We start from the raw sequence: 24,307 nt of genomic DNA on the forward strand, positions 1-24,307 counted from the left end.
CCGTTTACGCCTGATTCCTTGTGTTTTTTTGCCGTATTCCATACCACAACATCTAGTGTTGTGTCATAAGGTTAGTTTCAGTCTCAGAAACTGTCAACCGTTGATTAGCAAGTTATTTTTGTTTGATTTTCATGGCTTTACGTTATCCACAGCTTGCTAACAGCTTATGCCCGGACTTATTCATAACCGAGGTGGATAAATATTGACCACAATATATAGTGGTTGGGAGAGGAGGCATTTTTACGCGGGCTTGAGGCAAAAATCAAGTACAAAAAGGCGCTTGAAATTTCTACTCTCGACCCTAAATCAGGTGTGAAGAGAATTTATTCCATCCAACTGAAGGAGAGTCATATGTCTAACCTTACTCGTTATGAACCATGGGGCCTTTTCAGCCAACTTAGAGATGAAATGGACAAGATGTTTGATCGTACACCGCTAACCGCTGCCGGTAACCAAATCTCCGGTGGCGATTGGGCGCCAGCGGTAGATATCAAAGAGGAAAAAGAGCGCTATGTGATACACGCGGACATTCCAGGCGTAGATCCAAAGGATATTGAAGTCCACATGGAGAATGGTGTGCTGACAGTCAAGGGGCAGCGCGAGTCGGAGAAGAAAGAGGACCGCGAAGGCTATAAGCGCGTAGAGCGTATCAAGGGTAGTTTTTATCGAAGTTTTTCTCTGCCAGAGTCTGTAGATACGGATGCGATATCAGCGAAAAGCCTAAATGGCGTGCTTGAGCTCGTGATTCCTAAGTCGAATAAAAACAGCAGCCGAAAAATTTCGGTGGAAGGCTGAGCATATTTTGTACGGGTGTTCATGTGAGCGCGTAAGGCGCAAACTTAAATCCAATAGGCACGAGTCTTATGGTGCTATGTGGTTAATCCTTAGTGTGTAGGCGCTCAAACCGTAACATACGCGTTTATTGAATTTGTGGGGGCTTTATGGCAATTAGGCAGCAACTGAATCGGGCATGGGAACATCTCGCGGACGGCTGGCGTCATTTGACTGAGCGGGCATCCCATGCCCTGACCCATTTTCATCCCCATCGTGAACCAGATGGTTCCGATGAGGTCCATCAGCTGGTGAGCAGAAGTGCTCGTTGGGCCTTGTTATCCGCAGAAGTTGCGGACAATGACAACGAAGTCAGCGTTCGTCTCGAAGTGCCCGGTATGGATAAACAAGGGTTTGATATTGAGGTCGATGAGCAGTATCTCGTCGTACGCGGCGAGAAACGTGCTCAGCATAGTGGTAAGAGAGGGCACTACCACATAACCGAATGCGCTTATGGCAGTTTTGAGCGAGCAATTCCTTTGCCTTCAAAAGTCGAGGCTGATCAGGCTCGGGCTGTTTATAAGCAGGGAGTGTTGTATATTACGCTCCCCAAAATGCACAAGACCGTAAAACGAAAGATTGATGTAAGCGCAGCATGAAGAAGTTAGTAGATCTACGTAAGCGTTTTTTTGTAGCTATTGTGATGTTGCTGGTGGTTTCGCCTGTCATTGGTTGGGCCGCAGTGCCACTCAGTAAACTGGCAGGGTTAGCCGGGGGCGAGGAGCCCTCATTGGCACCTATGCTCGATGTGGTAACACCGGCCGTCGTGAATATCTCAACCAAAGGGCATGTGGAGACTCAGAACAATCCGTTATTGAGTGATCCGTTTTTCAGGCGTTTTTTTAACGTGCCCGAGCAACCACGACAACGCGAAACTCAGAGCCTGGGTTCTGGCGTCGTTGTTGACGCTGCGCGTGGGTATGTCCTTACTAATGCGCACGTAATCAAGGACGCGGATGAGATCACTGTTACCTTACGTGACCGCCGTAGTCTGAAGGCAAAATTAGTTGGTTTCGACAAGGAAACAGATGTCGCCGTTATACAGGTTGACCCTAAAAAGCTGGTCGAAGTCCCCTTTGCAAACTCAGATAAGCTGCGCGTAGGCGATTTCGTCGTCGCTATTGGGAATCCCTTCGGCTTGGGCCAAACCGTTACTTCGGGAATTGTTAGTGCGCTTGGACGTAGTGGTCTGGGGATAGAAGGATATGAGGATTTTATTCAGACCGATGCTTCTATAAACCCAGGAAATTCCGGCGGTGCTCTGGTAAATTTGCGCGGTGAGTTAGTTGGGATAAATACGGCTATACTTTCACCAGGTGGTGGCGGAAATGTCGGTATAGGTTTCGCCATTCCAATTAATATGGCCAAAGAGATTATGCAACAGTTGATCGATCACGGCGAAGTCAAGCGTGGTCGATTAGGCGTATATATTCAGGATTTAACGCCTGACTTGGCAAGCGCGTTCGGTATCAAGCAAAAGGAAGGTGCCGTTATTTCGCAGATTGCAGAGGGTTCTTCCGCTCAAAAAGCGGGTTTGAAGGCCGGCGATGTGATCATCTCGGTCAACGAAAAACCGGTTGCGGACTCGTCAGATTTGCGCAATGTCATAGGCTTGCTGCGAGTTGGGCAACAGGTTGATATGGAGATTGTCCGTAACGGTAAGCAAAAAGACATAGTCGCTGTTATTCTTGAGCAGTCACAGGCCAAGATCGACGGAGAAAAGATTTCGTCACGATTTAGCGGCGCGGTATTTGAATTGACGGAAGTCGAAGACGCCGGTCGCGGTGTTGTGGAAGGTATTCAGGTAGCATCGGTACAGCGCGGAAGCCCCGCGGCAAGTACCGGTCTACGTGAAGGCGATTTAATCATTTCGGTTAATCGGCGCTACGTCAGAAATTTCGATGAACTAAAAGCGGCGGTTCGCCAAAGCAGTCGCCGGGGTATTCTGATGAATATCCAGCGTGGCGACGGAGGTTTGTTTCTGCTCATACAGTAAAAAATGCACGGTAAAGCCTCGGCTTAACCGAGACGAAGAAAAGATGAGGCCGACACGAACGGCCTCTTTCTTTTTATGTATCGCTTGATTTTTTTCATAAGCTTAGTTTTGTCAATGGCTTAGGGAATTTTTATAAGTCGCTTAATACGCTTAATTGGCAATCCGGGCTATAGAATATTAAAGTACCAGAATCTTCTAATATACGAGCAATATCCAGAGTTTATATGGGAATTAATATGACCGCTTCCAACGGTAAAGTCGAAGTCAAGAACACTACTTGTTATATGTGCGCCTGCCGTTGTGGCATACGCGTCACTCTCAATGACGGCGTAGTGCGCTACATCCAGGGTAATCCCGAGCATCCATTAAATAAGGGTGTGATCTGTGCCAAGGGTTCCTCAGGCATCATGAAACAGTATTCACCGGCGCGTTTGACGCAACCGCTCAAGCGTAAGGAAGGCGCTGAACGTGGGGATTCTGAGTTTGAAGCCATTTCCTGGGATGAAGCCTTCGACATACTCGAAAAACGTCTTGGCCATATTCGCGAAACCGATCCGAGTAAATTTGCATTGTTTACCGGCCGTGATCAGATGCAGGGTTTGACTGGTCTATGGGCACGTAATTTCGGCACGCCGAACTATGCGGCGCATGGTGGTTTTTGCTCGGTCAATATGGCTGCGGGCATGATTTATTCTATAGGTGGCTCTTTCTGGGAATTTGGTGGTCCCGATGTCAAGAAGGCCAAAGTCTTGATGATGTTTGGTACGGCCGAAGACCACCACTCCAATCCGCTCAAGATCCAGATTGGCGAATTTAAACGTAGTGGCGGGCGGTTTATCTCGGTAAATCCCGTGCGCACCGGGTACTCCGCAGTCGCCGACGAATGGGTGCCGATTAAGCCTGGTACCGATGGCGCGTTTATCATGGCCATGATGCGCGTCATTCTTGACGAAGACCTATATGACAAAGAATTTCTAATTGACTACACCAACGCTGGACAGCTCGTCATTGATGAGCCCTTGCGTAATGACCACGGTATGTTGGCGCGCGATGACCACGGTAGAGAGTTGTGGTGGGATGGTAAGTCCGGCGGCGCTGTTCCGTTTAAGACCGAAGGTGCCGATGTCCAATTATTTGGCGACTACAAACTTGTTGATGGCACGAAAGTTAGGCCAGCATTCCAGCTTTTAGCTGATCGCATACGTGAATACACTCCGGAAGCGGCGTCGCAAATCTGTGGCATACCTGTGGCAGACATTTATCGCCTGGGTCGTGAACTCGGTGACACGGCAATGAATCAAGGCTTCGAGATGCCGATGCAGTGGACTGATGCCTGGGGTAAGAAGCACGACAAGATCATCGGTCGTCCGGTCGCTTTCCACGCCATGCGTGGTTTGGCAGCCCATTCCAACGGTTTCCAGACTATTCGTGCCTTTTCGATGTTGATGACGATACTGGGTACGATAGATCGCCCCGGCGGTTTCCGTCACAAAGCACCGTATCCCCGCCCGATTCCGCCAGGGCCAGCGGTACCGAACAAGCCGGAAGACGTACAACCAGGTCGCCCGCTGAATGGTGCGCCCCTTGGTTCTCCCGCCAGTCCCGATGACTTATTCGTCGACGAAAATGGCAATCCTTTGCGCATCGACAAGGCCTTCTCCTGGGAACATCCGCTGTCCCTGCATGGCCTGATGCACAATGCGATAACCAATGCCTGGCGCCAGGACCCGTACAAGATCGATACATTGCTAATCTTCATGGCCAATATGGCCTGGAACTCGACCATGAATACCTCTGACGTGCGCACCATGCTCAACGATAAAGAGGAAGACGGTACTTACAAGATTCCATTCCTGGTGGTGTGCGATGCCTTCCAGTCAGAGATGGTGGCCTATGCGGATCTGGTGCTGCCAGATACGACGTATCTGGAGCGTCACGACTGTATCTCAATGCTGGATAGACCGATTTCGGAATACGAAGGTCCGGTCGACTCGGTACGTATCCCGGTGTTACCACCGACGGGCCAGTGCAAACCGTTCCAGGAAGTGCTGGTGGAATTGGGCAGCCGCTTGAAGTTTCCTGTCTTTACGACAGAAGACGGCAAGCGCAAGTACAAAGACTATCCGGAGTTCATTACCAATTTTGAAGTGACCCCTGGTTGCGGTATTGGCTTTCTTGCCGGTTGGCGCGGTAAAAACGGCGACAAATTCCTGAAGGGTGAACCGAACCCGAATCAGTGGAAGATGTACGAAGAGAATAACTGCGTGTACCACTACCACATGCCCGAGCACATGCAGTACATGCGTAACTGGAATAAGGACTATCTCGACTGGGCCTATGATCACCTGTTGATCACCAAGAACGCGCCGATTATCCCGCATATCTACTCGGAGATCGTGCAGCAATTCCGTCTCGCCGCAGAAGGCAAGCGTGAAGGCAAACAGCCACCGGAACACCTGCGCGAGCGCGTAAAAACATTTTTCGATCCACTGCCATTTTTCTATACGCCGCTGGAAGAGCAGCGTACGGATACGGATAAGTATCCGCTCAATGCACTGACACAGCGTCCTATGGCGATGTATCACTCGTGGGATTCGCAGAACGCATGGTTACGTCAGATCCATACCTATAATTATTTGTATATGAGTCCCAAGCTTGGTGAGCAGGGCGGCTTTAACGATGGTGATTGGGTATGGGTGGAGTCTATGCACGGCAAGGTGCGTTGCATGTGCCGTTTCAGTGAGGCGGTGGAGCCGGGTACGGTGTGGACATGGAATGCGGTTGGTAAGGCATCCGGTGCATGGGGCTTGGAAGCAGACGCGAATGAATCACGCAAAGGCTTTTTGCTCAACCACGTCATCTCCGAAGAATTACCGCCAGGGCCTGAGGGTGATCATATCTCTAACTCAGACCCAATTACCGGCCAGGCAGGTTGGTATGACGTGCGCGTACGCGTGTACAAGGCCGACGACAATGAGGAGCAAGTCAGTTGGCCACAATTCAAGACTCAAAAAACCGTCCCAGGTCAGCCGCAGCGTAAGAGCTTTCTGGCCTACTTCGCCGGTCGTAAATAAGGAGTAGCCTGAGACATGACACAACTAGCTCTCGTTATCGATTTGAATGTGTGCGTGGGTTGTCACGCCTGTGTTACCAGTTGTAAGGAATGGAACACCTCGGGAACAGCGGGACCTATGCCCGATAACAATCCCTATGGCAAAGATCCCAACGGCGTATTCTTTAATCGCGTCCAGACGTTTGAGGTCGGTACTTTTCCGAATACGCAAACGATTCATTTTCCAAAATCCTGTCTGCATTGCGAAGACGCGCCATGTGTCCCGGTATGCCCGACGGGTGCGAGCCATAAGCGCGCAGAAGACGGTATCGTGCTTGTCGATTATGACAAGTGTATTGGATGTAAGTATTGCTCCTGGGCGTGTCCATATGGCGCGCGTGAGTTCGACGAACATGCCAAGGTAATGAAGAAGTGCACGCTGTGTGTGGATCGTTTGTATGACGAATCTCTGCCGGAGGCGGAACGTAAGCCCTCATGTGTAATGGCATGTCCGGCTAGTGCGCGTATTTATGGCGACGTCCATGACCCGGACTCAGAAGCATCACGTCGTATCCGCGAAAATAATGGTTATCAGTTGATGCCAGAAATTGGTACGCGTCCGGCGAATCACTATTTGCCGCGTCACATCAAGCGATAAGAATACAGGAGTAAGTAATGCATCCAGCGTTTTCCGTTATTTTCTTTACAACTCTTGCCGGCGCTGGCCAGGGTTTGTTTACTGCGTTATTGGTCGGGCAGATTTACGAATTGTCCGAGCCCATGGTTCAGTATGGAAATAATTTTTATTTTATAGGCGGCGTAATCGCCCTGGTGTTATTAACTGCCGGCCTGATTTCGTCGACGTTTCACCTTGGTCACCCATTGCGGGGTTGGCGGGCATTTTCTCAGTGGCGTACCTCATGGTTGTCGCGCGAAATCATCGCCCTGCCATCGTTTATGCTGATGGTGTTTATCTATACGGTTGCTCACTTCCTGCGCATGGATTACACCACGACGCTGGCCATAGGCCTGGTCGGTATGATCTTCAATATTGGTTTGTATATTTGTACTGGAATGATTTACGCCTGTTTGAAATTCCTGCGCGAGTGGGCGACACCGTTGACGGTGATTAACTTTGTCGTATTTGGTACGGCATCGGGATTCTCTGTCGCGGCGGTATATGCAAGCCTGGAAGCGCCTGCATTGATTCAGCCTTTCGCCTATATAGCCTTGATTGCCACCGTCTTTGGACTAATCACCCGCGGAATGGTGTTGTCACGTAACAAAGAATTGCGCGAGAAACCGACAACCACGGTACAGACGGCGATCGGTGTGCGTCACCCCAATATCAAACAGCGTTCGATGGGGATGATGGGCGGTTCGTATAACACCAGGGAGTTTGTTCATGGTGCGAAAGAATCATTCGTACAGAATATCAAAGTGGTTTTCATGCTCACGGCTTTCGTTATTCCGGCCGGTTTGCATCTAGGCGGGATCATCACTGACATCACCCATCTGTACGCTGCTGCACTGGCGATACACATGTTTGGATTGGTGGCAGAACGCTGGCATTTCTTTGCCCAGGTCAATCATCCACAGAATATTTACTATCAGACAGTAGGCTGATGTCTTCGAGAACTAAGCTTAAAGGGGGTGAGATTTTCTCGACCCTTTTTGTTTAGATTTTGCTCGCTGGAATTCTTATGTCTGAATCTACCTCACTGCTTTTGAATAAGGTTGAGAACTAGTGGTGGCTATGTCAGTACAAAATTAGTTTGTTTCCTACTGTTCTACAATGATTTCTGATCGTTCCGGGTGTGCAATATAGGTGTCGTATATGGCAAATTCAGATTTCAAAATTTTATTATCTGGCCTGATTATGCTTCTGTTCTGCAGTATTGCCACTGTCGTGGCAGGCTTTTATTCGGGATTTCAGGCAGAAAAAGACATTACCCTTACCGTAATGGCAGCGATGTTTGTTTATCCGTCCCCTTATTTGTTGTTACTGGTGCTTGGCGGGGCAATCTATCACACGAAACGTTGGCGTCCGATAGCACACACCTTCAATTTGGGTAGTTTTGCGATGCTAATTACGTGGGCTTACCATCTCTTTGTTAAAGACAGGCCGGAGGTGGAAGACGGTAGTGCCTTGGGTCAAATTCTATTGGGTAATTTTTACTATGCAGCAGGCCTGTTTGTTGCGCTATTGATTGTATTGATTATCGAAGCGAATCTCGCCTGGCCTTCTGCGCAATGAATTCTAAAACGCCGATGGCGCGAGCGGCGCAGCGGGTTGGCTCAGCCTAATTGGATAGCTTTGATCAAAAACGTAATTTAGTGGAGACATCGTAGTTTCCCACTGACCCTTGCGAATATTTTCAGGATTATTGCCGCGAAATACCAGGTAGCTGTATGGCTTGTATTGTGGAAGTTTTCGTGTGAGCCCTTGGATTGCCAGGTTATTTTTTGCGGCAACCCAGATGATGGTTTTCATTTCGTCATTTCGATTTGTGAGAACAACGGAATGTTCATCCCGAGTGTAGGTCTGGTTTTCTATAATTACGCCATCCGGCGTCAACGCCATCCCGGTTTTGGGCAGTCGCTGCATAAATTTGTTATTCCACCCTAATAGCCAGACTATGTCTCCTTGCGGGATTTCATTAATGTCTTTGTCCTTTGCTATGGTCCAGTTCGCTGGGCTCTGGGCCGCCCAGGTTTTGACCATGTTCTCATAGGCCTGAGCGTTTTCGTCCGAAGATATGACGGCGACAATTTTGTTTTCACCAAACCCCAGGCCAAGCGCCGAAGGAATTTCGTAGTCACTGAGACGTCGAAAAACGTCAAACCCAGGATCAACTTTCATAGCAACCGGCATATGCGAATAGTTTAAAACATATTTCTGTTCGCGCTGGGCTAAGGTAACGGTCACATTTTCTGGGGTGTCTGCCTCTGACCAGATTTCTATGGGAATATCGAACTGAAAGTCCAGAGTGTCTTGTGTTTGTCTTAACGTGAATATTAGCTGTTTGCTTATGCTATCCACCACAGGTTCGACCAATTCGATCGATGGCGCGCCCGTCGATTTTACCCATTGCAGAAAATAGTCTTCGAAACTTTTGCCTATCATGCCTTCAACAATGGTGCGCATATCGTCATAGCTGTTGATTTTAAACTTGCCCTGGGCGAAAAAGGCTTTAAGGAAGTCCTTGAATTTTTCGTCACCTATTTTCAGACGTAACATGTGAAAAAACATTAAAGCCTTTCCATATCCTATCGCCTCAGATCCTTTGCTATGTTTAGAACGGAATTCTGCTAGGGGAAATTCTGTCTGGGTACGCGCAAAATCCGTATATGTTTGTAGGATCTCGCGTCTATAGTGCGCTCCAACATGTTGCTGCTCTTTGTAGAGATGGTCTGATAAATAAGCCGTTAGCCCTTCTGCCCAATTACCGGTTTCATAGTCGACATAAACGCTGTTTCCCCACCAGTTATGTAATATTTCGTGCGGATAAGAGGTATAAAGGGTCTCTGGCATGCGAATTAATTTCGGGCCGAGTAGCGTGAATGAGGGCATGCTAAATCCGCTTTCCCAAGAATTTTCGATTAATGCAAATTTGGAGTAGGGATATGGTCCGATGAGCTCGTTATACATATCAATGTAATCAAACGTTGCCTGGAGAAAATGTTCGGTCAACTTTTTGTCAAAGCTGCGCATAAAGGCATGGGCGGTGAGATCTCTACGGGATTTGTTAAATTCGACAACCGCACCGCCAACAATGTAGATATTGTTCTGCGCTTGAGTTTCTTCCCAATTCATGATGTGTGAGCGCTTACTGTGGGTGTCTGATCGACGAGTTCCCTGGCTGATGATGGTATAATCTTTGGGCACGGTGATATCGAGCTCAAACGTAAAAAGTTCATCGGCAAAAACAGGGAACCAACCACTAGAGGAATCCAGGAAGATCCCATCTTCACTAATAATACCGACCTGGTCTGCGGGGTTGGCACTTAAGGAAATAGTGCCGCTATACGAAAGACTCAATTGCTTTATGGGAGCACTGAGACGATATTCCTGAAATGTTGTTCCTAAATTGTTTTCTACCCCGGTATTTTCTGTCGTTTCAATCGGGACGTTGGATTTCTCAATTTTGAATGCCTTGTTTAAACGAAAGCTCAGGGATGTATTTTGCATGTTCTCTGGCACTGAAATAGTGTCTGAGATTTTGATACGGTTTTTCTTTGGCGATATCGAAATTTCGAAAGAATGATGTACAACTTCGGTGTTTTTAGCGCTATTGTCAGCACTGGAATAGGAAACCCATAATTGGCAAATGGCGAATAATGAGATGTAGAAAGCCAGTTTTTTCATTCTTTATAAGCGACCTGTATTTCTGAATAAAGCGACCTAAGATTTTATTGCAAAATTCATACAGAGTCCTGTTCTATCGGGGGAGTTTATATGCAAAGGTTTATTTTCATTGCTGTTTTTAGTGGGTTGTTTGCCTGTACGTCTGCTCCACAGAAGATCGAGTTGCCGGCAGAAACCAAAGAACAGGAGGCAATTCTTACGCCTGCAGAACCAGCGGCACCACCGCAAATTGATTATAGCCAGGAGCAAGTGTTTGCTTTCAACGACATCAGTTTAGCGCCGAGCGCTATCGATACCGCGCTAGATACTGAGCGCAATGAAGAATCGTGTCTCATTGAAACGCATAAAACACATGTGGCCATGCCTAAAGAGCAGATCGCCAGATTGTTGAAAAGCAGTTTGTCGAGCAAGTGGATTAAGCCAGCCAATATTGACCGACCCTATCAGTGCAATGTCGAGCTTCGTTTGTCTGAAAGTGGTTGTGTGACCGAAATTGATATCAAAGGCTGTCAGGACAATCAACAACTCGTGCGTTCGATAGAAATTGCGCTATTCAGATCTGCGCCCTTGCCTGAGTTACATCCATCAATTGGAGATGGAAGCCTGTTGTTCGAGTTCTTTGCAGGTCCATAGCAAAGGATTATTTGTCATCCAACTTGACTTCAGGCGTCTAAAAACCGGAAACTTTCGCCAGTCTTCATTAATTTGATTAGAAGGAATACGTATTCGTGATTATTAAGCCAAAAACCCGTGGATTTATTTGTACTACCACCCATCCAAGCGGTTGCGCCGCGAACGTCGCTGAGCAAATAGAAAAAGTGCAGGCAGGTGGCAAGATCGAAAACAGTCCGAAAAAGGTCTTGGTCATAGGGGCATCTACGGGATATGGGCTGGCCTCGCGTATCGTAGCGGCTTTTGGCTGTGGTGCTGCGACTATCGGCGTATTTCTGGAAAAGGAAGGGACCGAAAAAAAGCCTGGAACTGCTGGGTGGTACAACACGTGGGCGTTCGAAAATGCAGCGCACAAAGCGGGTCTTTACGCCAAGAGTGTTAATGGTGACGCGTTTTCACATGAAGCGCGTGCCAAAGTTATCGAGATGATTAAGGAAGACCTCGGGCAGATAGACATGGTGGTCTATTCACTTGCCTCGCCTGTGCGTAAGTTGCCTGATAACGGCGAATTGATCCGTTCAGTGTTAAAGCCGATTGGCAAACCGTATAAGGCAACAGCTATAGACTTGAGCAAGGATGAAATCATACAGGCTGAGGTTGAGCCGGCGACTGACGAGGAAATCGCCAACACCGTAACTGTCATGGGTGGCGAAGACTGGGAATTGTGGATGTCTGCTCTGCAGGAAGCTGGCGTGCTGGCCGATGGCGTTCAAACCCTGGCCTATAGCTATATCGGTAGTGATATAACATGGCCTATTTACTGGGAAGGGGCGCTTGGTAAGGCTAAGGAAGATATGGATCGCGCGGCAGCTTCGTTACGGAAGCAACTTGCACCGCTGAATGGAAGCGCCAACATCGCTGTGTTAAAGAGTGTGGTGACCCAGGCATCGGCGGCGATACCGGTGATGCCGCTTTACATCGCGATGTCTTTTCGCGTTATGAAGGAAAAGCAAGTACACGAGGGTGTGCTGGATCAAATCAATCGCATGTTTCGTACACAACTCTATCGCAATGGTGGGCCCGAGCTAGACGATACACAGCGTGTGCGTATGGACGACTGGGAACTGCGTGAGGATGTTCAAGGCGCTATCAGAGAAATGTGGCCGCAGATCACCAGTGCCAATCTGTTTGAAATGACCGACTATCAAGACTACAAAGATGAGTTTCTAAAGCTATTTGGTTTCGGCGTTCCCGGGGTGGACTATGATGCAGATGTGAATCCTGCCGTGGACTTTCATCCAGCTACACTCTAATGGAATGGTGACAGCTGAGTGAGAGCCAGTAGGTTGCTCTCACTCAATCCAGCGTCTTAATCACTCGGCAATTCGTACAGAAAGATGATTTCAAGTATTCATTTCTGAAATCCAGACGTGACTATGTATGAATTTGCTGAGCCAACCAATGCTGTAATGCCTCATCTGCCTGGCGTAGAATTTCGTCGTTTAACAAACCTCGTTCAATTGCCTGTTTGACAGCACGCACACGTGGGTTGATCCACTCCGGGGTGACGCTTTCGTCATTGGCATTGAGTTTCTGATATATTGCGGCGAGTCGATTCTGTACGCCGCGTCGAGAAAGATAGCGCCGACGCGCAATCCCATTGTCCGTCAAGCCCAGTGCCATATCGATAAGCGCTTCATACTCAACATCAGTTAAAGCATCCATGCGTGTGGTGAGGCGTGCTTGTACGGGTTTGATCATAGGATCAATCCAGCACTGATCGTCAACAAACACAGCCTTAATCGCTTTGCCAAGTTCGACGGAAGTGTTGTTCTTCAAGACATAACCATAAACAGTCTGTTCGGGGACAATTTTTTGTAGTTCACGCAAATAGCTTTCATCTGCATGATTACTCCAGAAAACAATACGAGCCGATGGCTGTACTTGCCACAGCTTTTTAGCCAGGGCCAGACCATTTAGATCCGGCATTTGAATGTCAGTGAGTAAACAGATGTTGGCGCAGCCCCTCAAGGCGCTAAGTGCAGATTGCCCTTCCCGGTGAAACACAATGGTAAGTCCACTCAGTGTTTGTTCAAGAAACTCACGATCTCGGGGATTGTCTTCAGCGACATGAATTACAGCATCATGCATAGCGAACCTCGAGTTCGAGGCAGGTACCGCTACTGAAACGTGACTGGCGGAATGAAAGCTGGGCACCAATCAGTTTTGCACGCTCAAGCATATTGCTAATACCAAAGCCCCCGGTGGCAGACTCCTGTAAACCGTTTCCATCGTCTTCAACGATAAAGCGCACGCCGCTTTCACTACTTAAGGCGCTTACCTCCAGACGTTTTGCGCTGGCATGCTTGACCGTATTGATGATGGCTTCCGTGATGATTCTGTAAACATGTATGAGTTTATCCGGACCGAGATGTTCTTCAAGATGGTCAGGAACACTGAGATGATAGAGTTGTTTGTTCTGGTCTAAATGTCGGTTCATATAGGCATTCAGACTCGCCTGAAGACCAAGATGACTCAGTGTCTGCGGGTGTATGTCCTCAATAATGTCGCGTATGTTGGTGATGCACTGGTCAACGTCCTTGGTATACATATCGTCAAGTTTTCTACGAAGCGCTGCAAGGTCAGCTAAAGCGCCATCATGTAGTTCCATCGCCAGCCGCCGCCGCTCTTCTTCGGCGCCTTGCATGAGTTTATCTACGGCCACGACATTTATCAGCTTTTGTGTCATATCAGATAAATAATTGGTGAGTTGATCGAGTTCATCCTGCGGTTTTTCAGAGCGCGGCGTCACGTGTAGATCGCCCTGAGTGATAGAGCGTGCATGTTCAGCAAGAACACTTATTCGGCGACTGATTCGAGTGCTGAAATACAGAGCAAGTCCAACGCCAACAACTATACAAGCGAAAATACTTACCAGAGACCAAAAAATCAGCTGATCGCCAGTTTGGTTCAATTCATCATAGTATGTCATGTATGTGTCACGCTTTTGCGCGAGTAATAGGTTGTATTGGTGCTCCAGGCGGGGTAGCAGTTTGTCCAAGGTCGCGGCGGCATGCGCAGCGTTCCATTTGTCAGACATATTTAGCGTCGCTACGCTGGCGTTGATTTGATTTATTAGATCATTGCTTAGATAAGGTCGGCATGCCTGGCAGTCTATCGCATCGCTATACATCATAAATTGATCAGAATAATTAAAGACGAATTCGTCTTCTTCTATAGCAATAGACTGTTGTTGGTTAATCAGGCGTAACATGCGCTCACCCGCCCCTATGGCGATGTGTAAACTGTCGGTGAGTTTGGCCCAATGCCTTATTTCGCTGTTTTTTGTTGTTAATTCCGTATGGTAGCTGCGCATAAAGCTTACCAGGATGATGAGTATAAGCACCATTAGAAGTGGCGCCAGAAGGATTTGAGAGCGAAATGACATGTGGTGAACCCGTATTCAGGAATAGAGAACTATCAATATCAAAATGCTACGCGGAAAGACAATAGTATCGAATGTGAATATGCACAGTTCGTGTCCAGTTTGAAAGTACTCATCACTGTGCATCCGCCCCTTAACAAGTTGTTTGCTTGACGGGATGATGGACTCCTTTCAATGCAAAGGATGCCAGGAATGAGAGCTATATTTACTCTAATCGTCATATTTGTCGTGAACAGTGCATTCGCCGTAGAGGAGCATCGGATAGCCGGACCAACGCCGAATCTTGCAAATCCCAACGTTGTACAGGTGAGTGATCGGGTTTTTGCTATGGTCGGCGATATGGACGTGCCTAACAAAATCAATCAGGGTTATATCTGCAACTCAGTTTTTGTTATTGGGGAAGCTGGCGTGATGGTCTTCGATTCCGGTGGCAGTAAGCAAATTGGCGAGATGATTATCCGCGAAATTCGCAAACGCAGTGATAAACCGATTACCCACGTCTTCAATACTCACCATCACGCCGATCATTGGATGGGTAACCAGGCCTTTATTGAGAGCAGCACAAAAACAAAGATTTTCGGACATGCTGTCATGATCGATACTGCACAGCAAATCGGCGATCAGTGGACAAAAATTCTTCTCGATATGACTAAGGGTGAAACCGCGGGAACCAGGCCTGTCTATCCTTCAGAACGGTTGCAGGGCAATGAAACACTGCAACTGCATGGCTTGACGCTCAAGCTTTATCATCCAGCTCATGCTCATACAAAAGGTGATATTGCGGTATTGATAGAGGAAGAAAAAGTCTTGCTTGCAGGCGATATATTGTTCTATTTGCGCACGCCTGGATTTCAGGACGCCAGTCCAATGGGTAATCTAAAGGCATTGCAGGATCTGAAGCAGATGTCGTTTACCAAGGTGGTTCCCGGTCATGGGCCGGTGACTGACAAAAATGGGATCGACTATATGATTGATTATGTGCATCTGTTACACGATCAGGTAAAGCACTATTTCGATGAAGGTCTGGCGGATTTTGAAATGAAAAATAAGATCGAGGTTGGCAAATATCGTCAAATGTCAGGCTTTGATGATCGCTTTGGCATTAATGTGAATCGTATGTTTCTGGAGGTGGAGGAATCCAGTTTTTAGGGTGGTTTTAGTGAAAAGAATTGAGCTTTTAATGTTGTGTTTCGTGATGGCTCATGTGTTGCCAACCGTACAGCTAAAAGTTTCGCAACGACTTAGAACTTTACGCCAGTGTTGGTATATCCACGATTGGGAGAACCAAATTAGAAGTAGCAATCCCGGTAAACTCAACTGACTAAATGTCTTTCGCACAGCGAAATCCGACGTCCTCGCCCAGTACTTCAGGCTCGGCATACTGACGGGTTGCGCCGCGGAAGAAGTAGCTTATAGCGTAGTGGCCCACACCTCCGCCGCCACCGCGGATAACCTTGTGTATGGTGCCGAACTTTTCGTTTTGATTATTATTCCCGGGATAGGCTTGATACCAATCGTCTACCCACTCCCAGACATTTCCTCCCAGGTCGTAGGCACCGTAATAAGATTTGTTCTGTGGATAGGCACCTATCGGGGCAATGCCTTCGTCAAACTCAGAATCGTCCCCTGTTTCAGTTTTCTCCGTATCCCATTGATTGCCCCAGGGAAATTCATTGCCATTAGGCCCGCGCGCAGCCTTTTCCCATTCCGCTTCTGTAGGCAGTCGTTGACCACGCCACTTGCAATACGCGTCGGCGTCATGCCAGCTCACCCCTGTAGCGGGATAGACGTCTAGCTCGGCTTGTTTCTTTTTCATTTCCTCGATTATGGCGGCACGACTCATTTTGGTGGTGTCCATATCGAGTTTGAAATGTTCCGCAGCGATTTTACGAAACAAACCCTCTTCCATAGTGGCTGCCTCTTCCATAGTCAGCGCGTAGCCGTTTTGAAACCAATACATAGGTTTTTTGTGCTCAGTAGCACTTACGAATTCCTTGTACTGCTTGAGGGATACCTCGTACTGATCGATATAAAAATCTTTTAAATGCATCGTGTGTTGCGGGTGTTCATCCAGAAATAAAGGATCGGGAAATCCGTAGCGTTGTTGCAGGCCTTCTTTGTCTTCCTTGTCACTCCCGCGTATGAACTCACCAGCTGGGACTTTTACCATGGCAATATTTGCATGGCTTCCCTGAACAACCTGTTTCGCTTTTTCCGATTTAGCGGTAAGCGGTGCCTGTTCCTCATTCGTCGTGTTTTTGCTGCAGGCGCTAATCATTAGGCACAGAAATAGAAAAGGAAAAAGTGTTTTCATTTTTTAATCTCAATCACTGTCTTTGGCGCAACGAAAGCCAAAGGTGTCGTTTTTTGTACGGCGCGCGAAAAATGCGCGATTATATACAGGTGCCGAAATACCGCATTTATAAAATGAGCAATCAAACCACGAACCACCCTTAAGTGTTTTGTATCGTTTACCGTAGTTCTCCGAGGCAACTTTGCTATTGGGGTAGGCCTGATACCATGAGTCGGTCCATTCCCACACATTGCCCGTCATGTCGTAAACCCCGAATGGACTCCTGCCGCCTTCGAATGCGCCAACCGGCGTGGTGTCGCCAAGTTTGCGACCGAGTTCCAGCCAACGTAAGGGCATATTGGCGTTTTTTACTTCGAAGGTATTGCCCCAGGGATAGGTGCGTCCGTCGTGTCCTCGCGCCGCTTTTTCCCACTCGACATCGCTAGGCAATCGTTTGCCTGCCCACTCACAATATTCCTTTGCATCGTACCAATCGACGTAAGTTACCGGGTGATCTGCCTTGCCTTCCGGGTAATTGCGATTGACAAAATGTTTGGGTGATTTACGACGGGTTTCCTCAATAAAACGTTTGTATTGCAGATTCGTTACTTCATATTTATCGATCAGAAAAGACCGTGTTTTCGCCGTGTGCTGAGGGCCTTCGTCAAACAGACGCTCATTTGTGCCGCGTATAAACGTCCCTGCCGGAACAGATGCCATCTCGTTAGGTTTGTCGCCTAAGCGAGACTCTGCGGAAAACATAGGGAATTGCATACCTAACACCGCTTTCCCCTCGTCCTTCTGTTCGACAGGATTCTGCGGAGCACTGGCGATGGTCTTTAGTTTGTGTTTGATTTCCGTACGCGTATGACAATTCAGGCAACTATTATCGTTATTACGAAGTATGGCTTTGATGTCGATGCCGTCGCTATGGCACTTAACACAGGCCTGGACGTGAAAATGGTCGGCTGGCTTTTCCATTGCCAAAACGGCAACGGAAAAGGCTAGCGAAATAAAAAAAAATATTACTGATGTCATATGGATTGTCGTCCGGTTGTCACACTGGACAACCGGCTTGTCGTTCAAGAAAAGCTTTCCAGACTGTGACCGAAGTTTTCCTCGTAGCGTTGTCCGAAAGACTGGCGAGTAAAACTATGGTTTTGTGGTCCGTGGGTTTCAATTTTTATTGCACCGCATAAAGATGCTATCCGACCCGTGGTTTCCCAATCCAGATCATGCATGAGCCCAAATAAAAGACCAGCGCGATAGGCGTCACCACAGCCGGTTGGGTCGTTGAGTTCCTTAGGTGTGGCACTAGGGATCTCATGACGATGAGTCTTGGTGTATATGTGAGAGCCTTTACTGCCAAGCGTTACAATAAACGCCTCAGTTTGTTCGGCAACTTCGTGAGGAGACAAGCCCGTCTTGTTCTGCAACATCTCGGCTTCGTAATCATTAACCGTCACCCAGGTTGCCAATTCGATAAAGCGTTTCAATTCATCACCGTCGAACATTGGCATGCCTTGACCCGGATCAAATATAAACGGGATACCGGCTTCATAGAATTCCTGCGCGTGTTGTAACATACCGTCACGGCCATCGGGAGAAATAATGCCGATGCTAATTCCTTTCGCTGACTTTACCGAGTTCTCATGGGAGAAACCCATGGCACCAGGATGGAAGGCGGTGATCTGGTTATCGTCCATATCGGTTGTGATAAAGGCCTGCCCGGTATAGCTTTCCTTGATGGTCTTGATGTGTTTGCGACTGATACCGCACTCATCCATCCAGTTCGCATAGGGGCCGAAGTCGCTGCCAACCGTGGCCATAGGCAGGGGATCGCCGCCGAGCAGCTTCAGGTTGTAGGCGATGTTGCCGGCGCAGCCACCGAATTCTCTGCGCATCTCAGGCACCAGAAAGGATACGTTTAGCATATGGGTCTTGTCGGGCAGTATGTGATTCTTGAACCGATCATGGAAGACCATGACGGTGTCGTAGGCATAGGAACCGCAAATCAAGGCAGTCATCTTACTTCTCCTGAGATTTTCAATGGCTTGTAGTGTACTGTTTTTTTATCGGTGGGAAAAACCGCAGTTCAGAAATATAGGATCAGCGCCCAGGTGAGTAGGACATTCAGCTGGGCCAGCATAACTGCTGCAGAGCCTAAGTCCTTGGCGCGGCCTGACAATTCATGGTGTTCCGTGCTGACGCGATCGACTATGGCCTCCAGACCGCTATTGAGCAACTCGACGATCAAAACCAGCACTAACACGCCGCAAAGTATTGATTTTTCCAGGCCAGTTTCGCCCAGCCAGATACCCAGCGGGGCAAGTATAAAGAAAAGAACGATTTCCTGGCGAAAGGCCTCTTCATTGCGCCAGGCGGCTTTTAATCCCAACCAGGAATATTTTGCCGCCACTACCGCTCTAAAGAGGCCTCTGCTCTCTTTCATTTATTTGTTGTTACTCGCATGCCACGACAGGTCTAGCTGCTTTGCAGCCCTGACTTCATCCAGGCGTTTCACCGGCATGGTGTGCGGCGCGCCAGTCACTTGTTCAGGCGTTGTCTCTGCCTCCCGTTGGATTTGCACCATGGCCTCGACAAAGGCGTCGAGTATTTCCCTGGACTCGGTTTCTGTTGGTTCGATCAACAGACACTCGGGTACGAGTAGAGGGAAATACGTCGTCGGCGCATGAAAGCCCAGATCGAGCAGACGCTTGGCAAAATCCATGGTGTTTACCTTGAGCGTCTTGGCCTGTGATTTGAGGGTCACAATAAACTCATGTGTGGCGCGTCGTTCGGGAAAGGCCAGCTCAAAACCTTTCTGCTGTAGACGCTTCATCAGGTAATTCGCGTTTAGGGTCGCAAACTCACCCACGCGATGCATTCCCTCTTTACCGAGCAAGCGCGCATAGATGTAGGCGCGCATTAGGATGCCGGCGTTACCCATGAAGGTGCTCAGGCGCCCCATGGTCGCAGGCATGTCTTTTTCCTGCAACAGGCGGAAGGTGTCACCCGCTTTGGCGACGACAGGAACAGGCATATATGGCAAAAGTCGTTCATTTACGCCGATCGGACCCGCTCCTGGCCCCCCTCCACCGTGTGGCGTGGAAAAGGTTTTGTGTAGATTCATATGAATAACGTCAAATCCCATATCGCCGGGTTTTACTTTCCCAAGTATGGCGTTGAGATTTGCACCATCGTAATAAAGCAGTCCACCCGCTTGATGCACGATGCCAGAGATTTCCTTGATCTTGCGTTCGAATACGCCCAGGGTGGATGGGTTGGTCAACATCAGACCTGCTGTCTGTGGTCCGACCGCAGTTTTTAGCGCTTCAATGTCCACATCGCCTTGGTCGTTGGTCGGTATCTCACGAACCTTGTAACCGCACATGACTGCTGTCGCAGGATTTGTCCCGTGCGCTGCATCGGGTACCAGGATCTCGTTACGTTCGCTATCACCTTTCGCATCGTGATAGGCGCGGATCATGGCAACACCGGCAAATTCTCCCTGAGCGCCAGCCATCGGTGCGAGTGCCACGCCCTTCATACCGGTGACGTCTTTGAGTATTTCCTGGAGGTCATACATGCAGGCAAGAAATCCCTGGCCTAGCGATTCGTGGCTATACGGGTGTCGCGCCAAAAAGCCAGGTAGCATTGCGAGTGAATTACACGCGCGCGGGTTGTACTTCATGGTGCACGAACCCAGTGGATAGAAATGGGTATCGATGGAAAAGTTTTTCTGCGAAAGGCGGGTGTAATGCCTAACCGCCTGGAGCTCAGATACCTCGGGCAAGCCTGGACGTTTTTTACGTCGAAGTGCCTCAGGTATGCCGTTGTCCGCTGTGGTATTAACAGACTGGGCGTGATTAACGCGTCCGTTTTGTGCCAATTCAAAAATCAACATGGTGTTTTACTCTCTTACAACGCGGACTGGATGGCATCGACGAAGGAGTCGATGTCTGCCTGTGACTTGGTTTCGGTAGCGCAAACCAAAATAGCGTTTTCCAGTTCCGGATATTCGTCTTCCAGCGCATAACCGCCAACAATGTTTTGCCCAGCCAGTTTGCATAGCAAGGCCTTGGCGTCACCCTTGATCTTGATCACCTGTTCGTGAAAGAAAGGTGGCGTAAACGCGGCCTCAACACCATTCAGTTGAGTCAACTTGTTGATCAATGTTTGGGTGTTCTGGTGACTGGCTAGTGCTGTACGCTCAAGTCCATCGGGGCCCATGATGCTCATGTAAATAGTCGCGGCGGTGACCATCAGTCCCTGGTTGGTACAGATGTTTGATGTCGCTTTCGATCTACGTATGTGTTGTTCACGCGCCTGCAAGGTCAGGGTAAAGCCGGGCTTACCATCAAGGTCTACAGTGCGTCCGACGATACGCCCAGGCATTTGTCGAACATGTTCTATTTTGCAACACAGAAAACCGAAGTAGGGGCCGCCTGAAGACAGTGGAATACCTAGCGGTTGACCATCGCCACAAGCGATGTCTGCGCCATCTTGCCCCCATTCTCCCGGCGGCGTCAGTAAGGCGAGACTGGTGGGATTGGTAATGCCGATTACCAACGCGTTGTGTGAGTGTGCCCAATCGGTGAGCGCATTCACGTCCTCCAGACAACCGAAGAAGTTGGGCTGAGGTATAACCAGCGCCGTAAAGTCACCCGGCTCTGCCGGTAGAGATGCGACATCGACTATCCCTCTGCTGCGATCGTAGTCGATTTCCTCAATGACGATGCCCTGGTTCTTGACGATAGTATTAGCCACTTTGCGATAGCTGGGATGCACCGTGCGTGGCATCAAGATGCGCTTGCTCTTGGATTTACGATTGGCACGTACGGCCATCAAAATCGCTTCCGCTAAGCCCGTAGCGCCATCGTAAAGAGAAGCGTTGGACACATCGAGACCAGTTAGGCTGGAGATCATGCTCTGATATTCGTATATCAGCTGCAATGTGCCCTGGCTGGCCTCGGCCTGATAAGGCGTATACGCGCTATAGAATTCACCGCGGGTGGCGATTTCCCAAACCGCCGCCGGAATATGATGCTCATAGGCACCGGCACCGGCAAAGCACAAGGGCATTCCGTCTTTGTTTGCGCGCTCACTCATCAGTCGCGCGACGGCCATCTCACTCATTTGTGAAGGCACTCTGTCCAGGGTGTCATTGCGTAGCGCTGCTGGAATTTCATCGAACAAATCGTTAATGCTGGAGACACCAATGGTGCCTAGCATGGATTTGATGTCTTCTTCGGTATGTGGAATATACGGCATAGTTAACTCGGTTCGGTTTAGTGCTCTTCTGACGCGGCGAATTCGGTGTATTCCGCGGCACTCATCAGCTCTTCCAGCTCACTGGGGTTGCTCATTTTGATGCGACAGATCCAGCCATCGGCATAGGCGTCGTTATTGATTGTTTCGGGCGTGTCACCCAGGTCCTCGTTGCTTTCAACGACTTCGCCGGTAACCGGGGCGTAGATATCGGAAGCGGCCTTAACCGACTCGACTACACCACAAGGCTCGCCTGCTTCGGTTTCGGTACCGACTTCTGGCGGCTCAACAAAAACCAGATCACCAAGTAATTCCTGTGCGTGATCGGTGATGCCCATGGTGATAACGCCGTCATCACCAATTTCGACCCACTCATGGGACTTGGTGTACTTGAGGCCTTCAGGGATATTGCTCATGTTTGTGTTCCTCTTGTTGATTTATAAATCGATTTGGGATTTTCCGTTACGAACAAAAACGGTTTTTACCACTTTCGCGGGCAACTGTTTATTGCGGATTTCTACTAATACTTCGTCACCTGTGTCCTTGGGAACGCGCGCGAGTGCAATCGCTTTACCCAGGGTGGGGGAGAAACTACCACTGGTGATTTCACCTTCGCCAACACCTTCGACGATAACTTTCTGATGATTGCGTAAAACGCCTTTGCCTGACAATACCAGGCCAACAAATTTCCAGGGATTGTTTTCGCGGTAACTTGCCAAAGCGTCGCGACCGATAAAGGCGCGATCCTGAGGTTCCCAGGCTATCGTCCAGCCCAGGCCGGCGGCTAGTGGCGAAGTTTCTTCGTCCATATCGGTGCCGTAGAGGTTCATGCCGGCTTCAAGACGCAAGGTATCGCGCGCGCCCAGGCCAATAGGCTTGACCCCATTGGCGGCGAGTTTTTGCCATAGGTCTGAGGCCTGTGCAGCAGGCAGCATGATTTCAAATCCATCTTCTCCGGTATAACCGGTACGGGCGATGAACATGTCGCCACAGGCTGCGGCAACAAAAGGCTTTAATTCTGCGGCGGGCGTTCGTGCATCTTTATTGAGTACCGATAGCGCTTTTTCTCTGGCATTCGGACCCTGAACCGCAATCATGGCCAAGTCGTCGCGTGTTTGAATGCTAACCCCAAAGTCCCGTGCCTGTTGCTCGATCCAGGCGAGGTCTTTGTCACGTGTTGCGGCGTTCACCACGGTGCGAAACCACTGGTCGTCCATATAATAAGTAATGAGGTCGTCGATTACGCCACCATTGGGATTCAACATGCAGCTATAGACGGCCTTGCCGGGGAAGGTGCACTTGTCGATGTTATTGGCGAGCAGGGTGTGCAGGAAATCTTTGACCTTGTCACCACGCATATCGACGATAGTCATGTGCGATACATCAAACATACCGGCATCATTGCGTACCTGATGATGTTCTTCGAGTTGGGATCCGTAATGGATGGGCATGTCCCAGCCCGCGAAATCAACTATTTTGGCGCCGGCCTGCTGGTGGTCCTGAAATAATGGGGTTTGTTGACCCATGGGATAGTTCTCCCTGTTTGCGTGATGGAATACAGCCACTAAGGCTACCTACCCCTCTGTCCGCAAACCTGAGAGTTTAGAGTCGAGTGACTCCTCCCCTTCGGTGGGCTGTGTGCAGCCACTCTCCAGAGCCAACGTTCGATCTGTGATGGTCGAGTCCTGAATAGTCCTTTTGCCTGAGCGATTCCGGGAAGTTGCGCCTTCGGCCCCTCGTTTTCTTGCGACGAGGTGTCTCCTAAACAGGGATACGTTGGAATGGCGAATGATACCGGGCAAAGTGGGGAATTAAAAGGTTTTGTTGACCATGTGCAGCTTGGGGAATTCGAGCGTATAAAAAAAGAGGGCCTAAGGCCCTCTAGTACCAGTGTGGCAACTTTTTATTAGAATTTTGCACCGATGGAGAAACCGAGCCCGGGCAATATCGTGCCGGTATTCAGTACCCGCATAACGCCGGCCTTGAAGTCATAAAAGATGACGTCATTGAACATATTCGATTGGCCTAGAAACAATTCGAATGAGGGCGACAGACTGCGTCCGGTGATATCTGTGCCGCTGGCGTCTTTGTAATAATTGAGACCACCTTTGAGCTCTACAAATATGCCTTTCATGTTTTCTTCTTTGTAGCCTCTCATTCCGACAGACGCACGAACACCTCTGCCTTCGCTTGGAACGACCTTGGTACCAGAAACATAGTGGATTGAGGAAACCAGCGAGATCTGGTCAGAGACGCCTGTCTCAAAATTTAAGTTGGCATCGCCGATTCCAATCATTGTGAGGACATTACTACCTACTTTGGTGTGTCGTTCGTGGTCTGCGGCACGTGCGCCGTTCATGCAGGTAGCGAGTGTCAATATCAAGATGAGAGCATAGTTGGTAAAGGTCAGATTTCTTTGCAGTGTATACAGTTTCATA

The 24,307-nt window shown here is 48.9% G+C and carries 22 protein-coding genes and 2 riboswitches; of the genes, 10 read left to right on the top strand and 12 right to left on the bottom strand.

Translation table 11 applies throughout. From position 1 onward, the window contains the following. The first annotated feature begins 351 nt into the window (after window positions 1-351). The 7 genes from OEZ43_03135 (at window position 352) to OEZ43_03165 (ending at window position 8,136) form a co-directional block, all read left to right on the top strand. Window positions 352-795 carry an Hsp20/alpha crystallin family protein gene (locus OEZ43_03135; protein ID MDH5544559.1) on the top strand — a complete coding sequence of 148 codons (444 nt, stop codon included), beginning with the start codon at window positions 352-354 and terminating at the stop codon, window positions 793-795. A 146-nt stretch (window positions 796-941) separates the two neighbouring features. Continuing rightward, window positions 942-1,430 (top strand): Hsp20/alpha crystallin family protein, encoded by a 489-nt coding sequence (locus tag OEZ43_03140; GenBank protein ID MDH5544560.1) that lies wholly within the window; start codon window positions 942-944, stop codon window positions 1,428-1,430. Beyond that, complete coding sequence (locus OEZ43_03145; GenBank protein ID MDH5544561.1) at window positions 1,427-2,827, top strand: DegQ family serine endoprotease; 1,401 nt, start codon at window positions 1,427-1,429, stop codon at window positions 2,825-2,827. The genes OEZ43_03140 and OEZ43_03145 overlap by 4 nt, the downstream gene beginning before the upstream one ends. Before the next feature lie 224 nt (window positions 2,828-3,051). Then, complete coding sequence (locus OEZ43_03150; GenBank protein MDH5544562.1) at window positions 3,052-5,901, top strand: molybdopterin oxidoreductase family protein; 2,850 nt, start codon at window positions 3,052-3,054, stop codon at window positions 5,899-5,901. 15 nt (window positions 5,902-5,916) lie between these two features. After that, a complete protein-coding gene (locus OEZ43_03155) occupies window positions 5,917-6,537 on the top strand; it encodes a 4Fe-4S dicluster domain-containing protein (GenBank protein ID MDH5544563.1) in 621 nt (206 codons plus the stop codon). A 17-nt stretch (window positions 6,538-6,554) separates the two neighbouring features. Further along, window positions 6,555-7,505, top strand: a complete 951-nt coding sequence (locus tag OEZ43_03160; GenBank protein MDH5544564.1) for a dimethyl sulfoxide reductase anchor subunit — start codon at window positions 6,555-6,557, stop codon at window positions 7,503-7,505. A gap of 211 nt (window positions 7,506-7,716) precedes the next feature. Next, window positions 7,717-8,136: a hypothetical protein gene (locus OEZ43_03165; GenBank protein MDH5544565.1), complete on the top strand. Its 420-nt coding sequence runs from the start codon at window positions 7,717-7,719 to the stop codon at window positions 8,134-8,136. A 3-nt stretch (window positions 8,137-8,139) separates the two neighbouring features. On the opposite strand, the gene OEZ43_03170 is transcribed toward OEZ43_03165, so the two are convergent. After that, on the bottom strand, window positions 8,140-10,248 hold the full coding sequence (locus OEZ43_03170; GenBank protein ID MDH5544566.1) for a M1 family aminopeptidase: 2,109 nt from the start codon (window positions 10,246-10,248) through the stop codon (window positions 8,140-8,142). A gap of 90 nt (window positions 10,249-10,338) precedes the next feature. Between OEZ43_03170 and OEZ43_03175 the strand changes: the two genes are divergently transcribed. After that, a complete protein-coding gene (locus tag OEZ43_03175) occupies window positions 10,339-10,881 on the top strand; it encodes a hypothetical protein (GenBank protein MDH5544567.1) in 543 nt (180 codons plus the stop codon). Window positions 10,882-10,976: 95 nt separating this feature from the next. Continuing rightward, complete coding sequence (locus OEZ43_03180) at window positions 10,977-12,173, top strand: trans-2-enoyl-CoA reductase family protein (protein ID MDH5544568.1); 1,197 nt, start codon at window positions 10,977-10,979, stop codon at window positions 12,171-12,173. A gap of 121 nt (window positions 12,174-12,294) precedes the next feature. Here the strand turns inward: OEZ43_03180 and OEZ43_03185 are convergent, their stop codons facing one another. Then, a complete protein-coding gene (locus OEZ43_03185) occupies window positions 12,295-13,011 on the bottom strand; it encodes a response regulator transcription factor (protein MDH5544569.1) in 717 nt (238 codons plus the stop codon). Further along, on the bottom strand, window positions 13,004-14,308 hold the full coding sequence (locus OEZ43_03190) for a HAMP domain-containing protein (GenBank protein MDH5544570.1): 1,305 nt from the start codon (window positions 14,306-14,308) through the stop codon (window positions 13,004-13,006). Before OEZ43_03190 ends, OEZ43_03185 begins: the two co-directional genes overlap by 8 nt. A 189-nt stretch (window positions 14,309-14,497) precedes the next feature. Between OEZ43_03190 and OEZ43_03195 the strand changes: the two genes are divergently transcribed. After that, on the top strand, window positions 14,498-15,454 hold the full coding sequence (locus OEZ43_03195) for an MBL fold metallo-hydrolase (protein MDH5544571.1): 957 nt from the start codon (window positions 14,498-14,500) through the stop codon (window positions 15,452-15,454). Between the two features lie 172 nt (window positions 15,455-15,626). Here OEZ43_03195 and OEZ43_03200 read toward each other — a convergent pair whose 3' ends face one another. The 9 genes from OEZ43_03200 to OEZ43_03240 all read right to left on the bottom strand — a co-directional run bounded on the left by OEZ43_03200 (window position 15,627) and on the right by OEZ43_03240 (window position 24,306). Beyond that, window positions 15,627-16,619, bottom strand: a complete 993-nt coding sequence (locus OEZ43_03200) for a formylglycine-generating enzyme family protein (GenBank protein MDH5544572.1) — start codon at window positions 16,617-16,619, stop codon at window positions 15,627-15,629. 9 nt (window positions 16,620-16,628) lie between these two features. Then, window positions 16,629-17,636 (bottom strand): formylglycine-generating enzyme family protein, encoded by a 1,008-nt coding sequence (locus OEZ43_03205; protein ID MDH5544573.1) that lies wholly within the window; start codon window positions 17,634-17,636, stop codon window positions 16,629-16,631. Window positions 17,637-17,680: 44 nt separating this feature from the next. Further along, window positions 17,681-18,625, bottom strand: coding sequence for a carbohydrate kinase family protein (locus tag OEZ43_03210; protein ID MDH5544574.1), 945 nt, complete (start codon window positions 18,623-18,625; stop codon window positions 17,681-17,683). Between the two features lie 68 nt (window positions 18,626-18,693). Next, a complete protein-coding gene (locus OEZ43_03215; protein ID MDH5544575.1) occupies window positions 18,694-19,050 on the bottom strand; it encodes a diacylglycerol kinase in 357 nt (118 codons plus the stop codon). Next, window positions 19,051-20,505, bottom strand: coding sequence for an aminomethyl-transferring glycine dehydrogenase subunit GcvPB (gene gcvPB, locus OEZ43_03220; protein MDH5544576.1), 1,455 nt, complete (start codon window positions 20,503-20,505; stop codon window positions 19,051-19,053). It lies immediately after the preceding gene. Between the two features lie 14 nt (window positions 20,506-20,519). Continuing rightward, a complete protein-coding gene (gcvPA, locus tag OEZ43_03225; protein MDH5544577.1) occupies window positions 20,520-21,872 on the bottom strand; it encodes an aminomethyl-transferring glycine dehydrogenase subunit GcvPA in 1,353 nt (450 codons plus the stop codon). 17 nt (window positions 21,873-21,889) lie between these two features. Continuing rightward, window positions 21,890-22,285 carry a glycine cleavage system protein GcvH gene (gcvH, locus tag OEZ43_03230; GenBank protein MDH5544578.1) on the bottom strand — a complete coding sequence of 132 codons (396 nt, stop codon included), beginning with the start codon at window positions 22,283-22,285 and terminating at the stop codon, window positions 21,890-21,892. Between the two features lie 21 nt (window positions 22,286-22,306). Beyond that, window positions 22,307-23,395 (bottom strand): glycine cleavage system aminomethyltransferase GcvT, encoded by a 1,089-nt coding sequence (gene gcvT / locus OEZ43_03235; GenBank protein ID MDH5544579.1) that lies wholly within the window; start codon window positions 23,393-23,395, stop codon window positions 22,307-22,309. 46 nt (window positions 23,396-23,441) lie between these two features. After that, window positions 23,442-23,534: riboswitch (glycine riboswitch) on the bottom strand. 15 nt (window positions 23,535-23,549) lie between these two features. Further along, window positions 23,550-23,643: riboswitch (glycine riboswitch) on the bottom strand. 132 nt (window positions 23,644-23,775) lie between these two features. Next, window positions 23,776-24,306, bottom strand: coding sequence for a hypothetical protein (locus tag OEZ43_03240; protein ID MDH5544580.1), 531 nt, complete (start codon window positions 24,304-24,306; stop codon window positions 23,776-23,778). Window position 24,307 lies beyond the last annotated feature (1 nt).

The organism is Gammaproteobacteria bacterium (genome assembly GCA_029881255.1).
GTDB lineage: Bacteria > Pseudomonadota > Gammaproteobacteria > S012-40 > S012-40 > JAOUMY01.

Bases quoted from the DNA above. Each gene is read 5' to 3' on its own strand.
- OEZ43_03135 (MDH5544559.1), top strand. From the start codon at position 352: ATGTCTAACCTTACTCGTTATGAACCATGGGGCCTTTTCAGCCAACTT.
- OEZ43_03140 (MDH5544560.1), top strand. From the start codon at position 942: ATGGCAATTAGGCAGCAACTGAATCGGGCATGGGAACATCTCGCGGAC.
- OEZ43_03145 (MDH5544561.1), top strand. From the start codon at position 1,427: ATGAAGAAGTTAGTAGATCTACGTAAGCGTTTTTTTGTAGCTATTGTG.
- OEZ43_03150 (MDH5544562.1), top strand. From the start codon at position 3,052: ATGGGAATTAATATGACCGCTTCCAACGGTAAAGTCGAAGTCAAGAAC.
- OEZ43_03155 (MDH5544563.1), top strand. From the start codon at position 5,917: ATGACACAACTAGCTCTCGTTATCGATTTGAATGTGTGCGTGGGTTGT.
- OEZ43_03160 (MDH5544564.1), top strand. From the start codon at position 6,555: ATGCATCCAGCGTTTTCCGTTATTTTCTTTACAACTCTTGCCGGCGCT.
- OEZ43_03165 (MDH5544565.1), top strand. From the start codon at position 7,717: ATGGCAAATTCAGATTTCAAAATTTTATTATCTGGCCTGATTATGCTT.
- OEZ43_03170 (MDH5544566.1), bottom strand. From the start codon at position 10,248: ATGAAAAAACTGGCTTTCTACATCTCATTATTCGCCATTTGCCAATTA.
- OEZ43_03175 (MDH5544567.1), top strand. From the start codon at position 10,339: ATGCAAAGGTTTATTTTCATTGCTGTTTTTAGTGGGTTGTTTGCCTGT.
- OEZ43_03185 (MDH5544569.1), bottom strand. From the start codon at position 13,011: ATGCATGATGCTGTAATTCATGTCGCTGAAGACAATCCCCGAGATCGT.
- OEZ43_03190 (MDH5544570.1), bottom strand. From the start codon at position 14,308: ATGTCATTTCGCTCTCAAATCCTTCTGGCGCCACTTCTAATGGTGCTT.
- OEZ43_03195 (MDH5544571.1), top strand. From the start codon at position 14,498: ATGAGAGCTATATTTACTCTAATCGTCATATTTGTCGTGAACAGTGCA.
- OEZ43_03200 (MDH5544572.1), bottom strand. From the start codon at position 16,619: ATGAAAACACTTTTTCCTTTTCTATTTCTGTGCCTAATGATTAGCGCC.
- OEZ43_03205 (MDH5544573.1), bottom strand. From the start codon at position 17,636: ATGACATCAGTAATATTTTTTTTTATTTCGCTAGCCTTTTCCGTTGCC.
- OEZ43_03210 (MDH5544574.1), bottom strand. From the start codon at position 18,625: ATGACTGCCTTGATTTGCGGTTCCTATGCCTACGACACCGTCATGGTC.
- OEZ43_03215 (MDH5544575.1), bottom strand. From the start codon at position 19,050: ATGAAAGAGAGCAGAGGCCTCTTTAGAGCGGTAGTGGCGGCAAAATAT.
- gcvPB (MDH5544576.1), bottom strand. From the start codon at position 20,505: ATGTTGATTTTTGAATTGGCACAAAACGGACGCGTTAATCACGCCCAG.
- gcvPA (MDH5544577.1), bottom strand. From the start codon at position 21,872: ATGCCGTATATTCCACATACCGAAGAAGACATCAAATCCATGCTAGGC.
- gcvH (MDH5544578.1), bottom strand. From the start codon at position 22,285: ATGAGCAATATCCCTGAAGGCCTCAAGTACACCAAGTCCCATGAGTGG.
- gcvT (MDH5544579.1), bottom strand. From the start codon at position 23,395: ATGGGTCAACAAACCCCATTATTTCAGGACCACCAGCAGGCCGGCGCC.
- OEZ43_03240 (MDH5544580.1), bottom strand. From the start codon at position 24,306: ATGAAACTGTATACACTGCAAAGAAATCTGACCTTTACCAACTATGCT.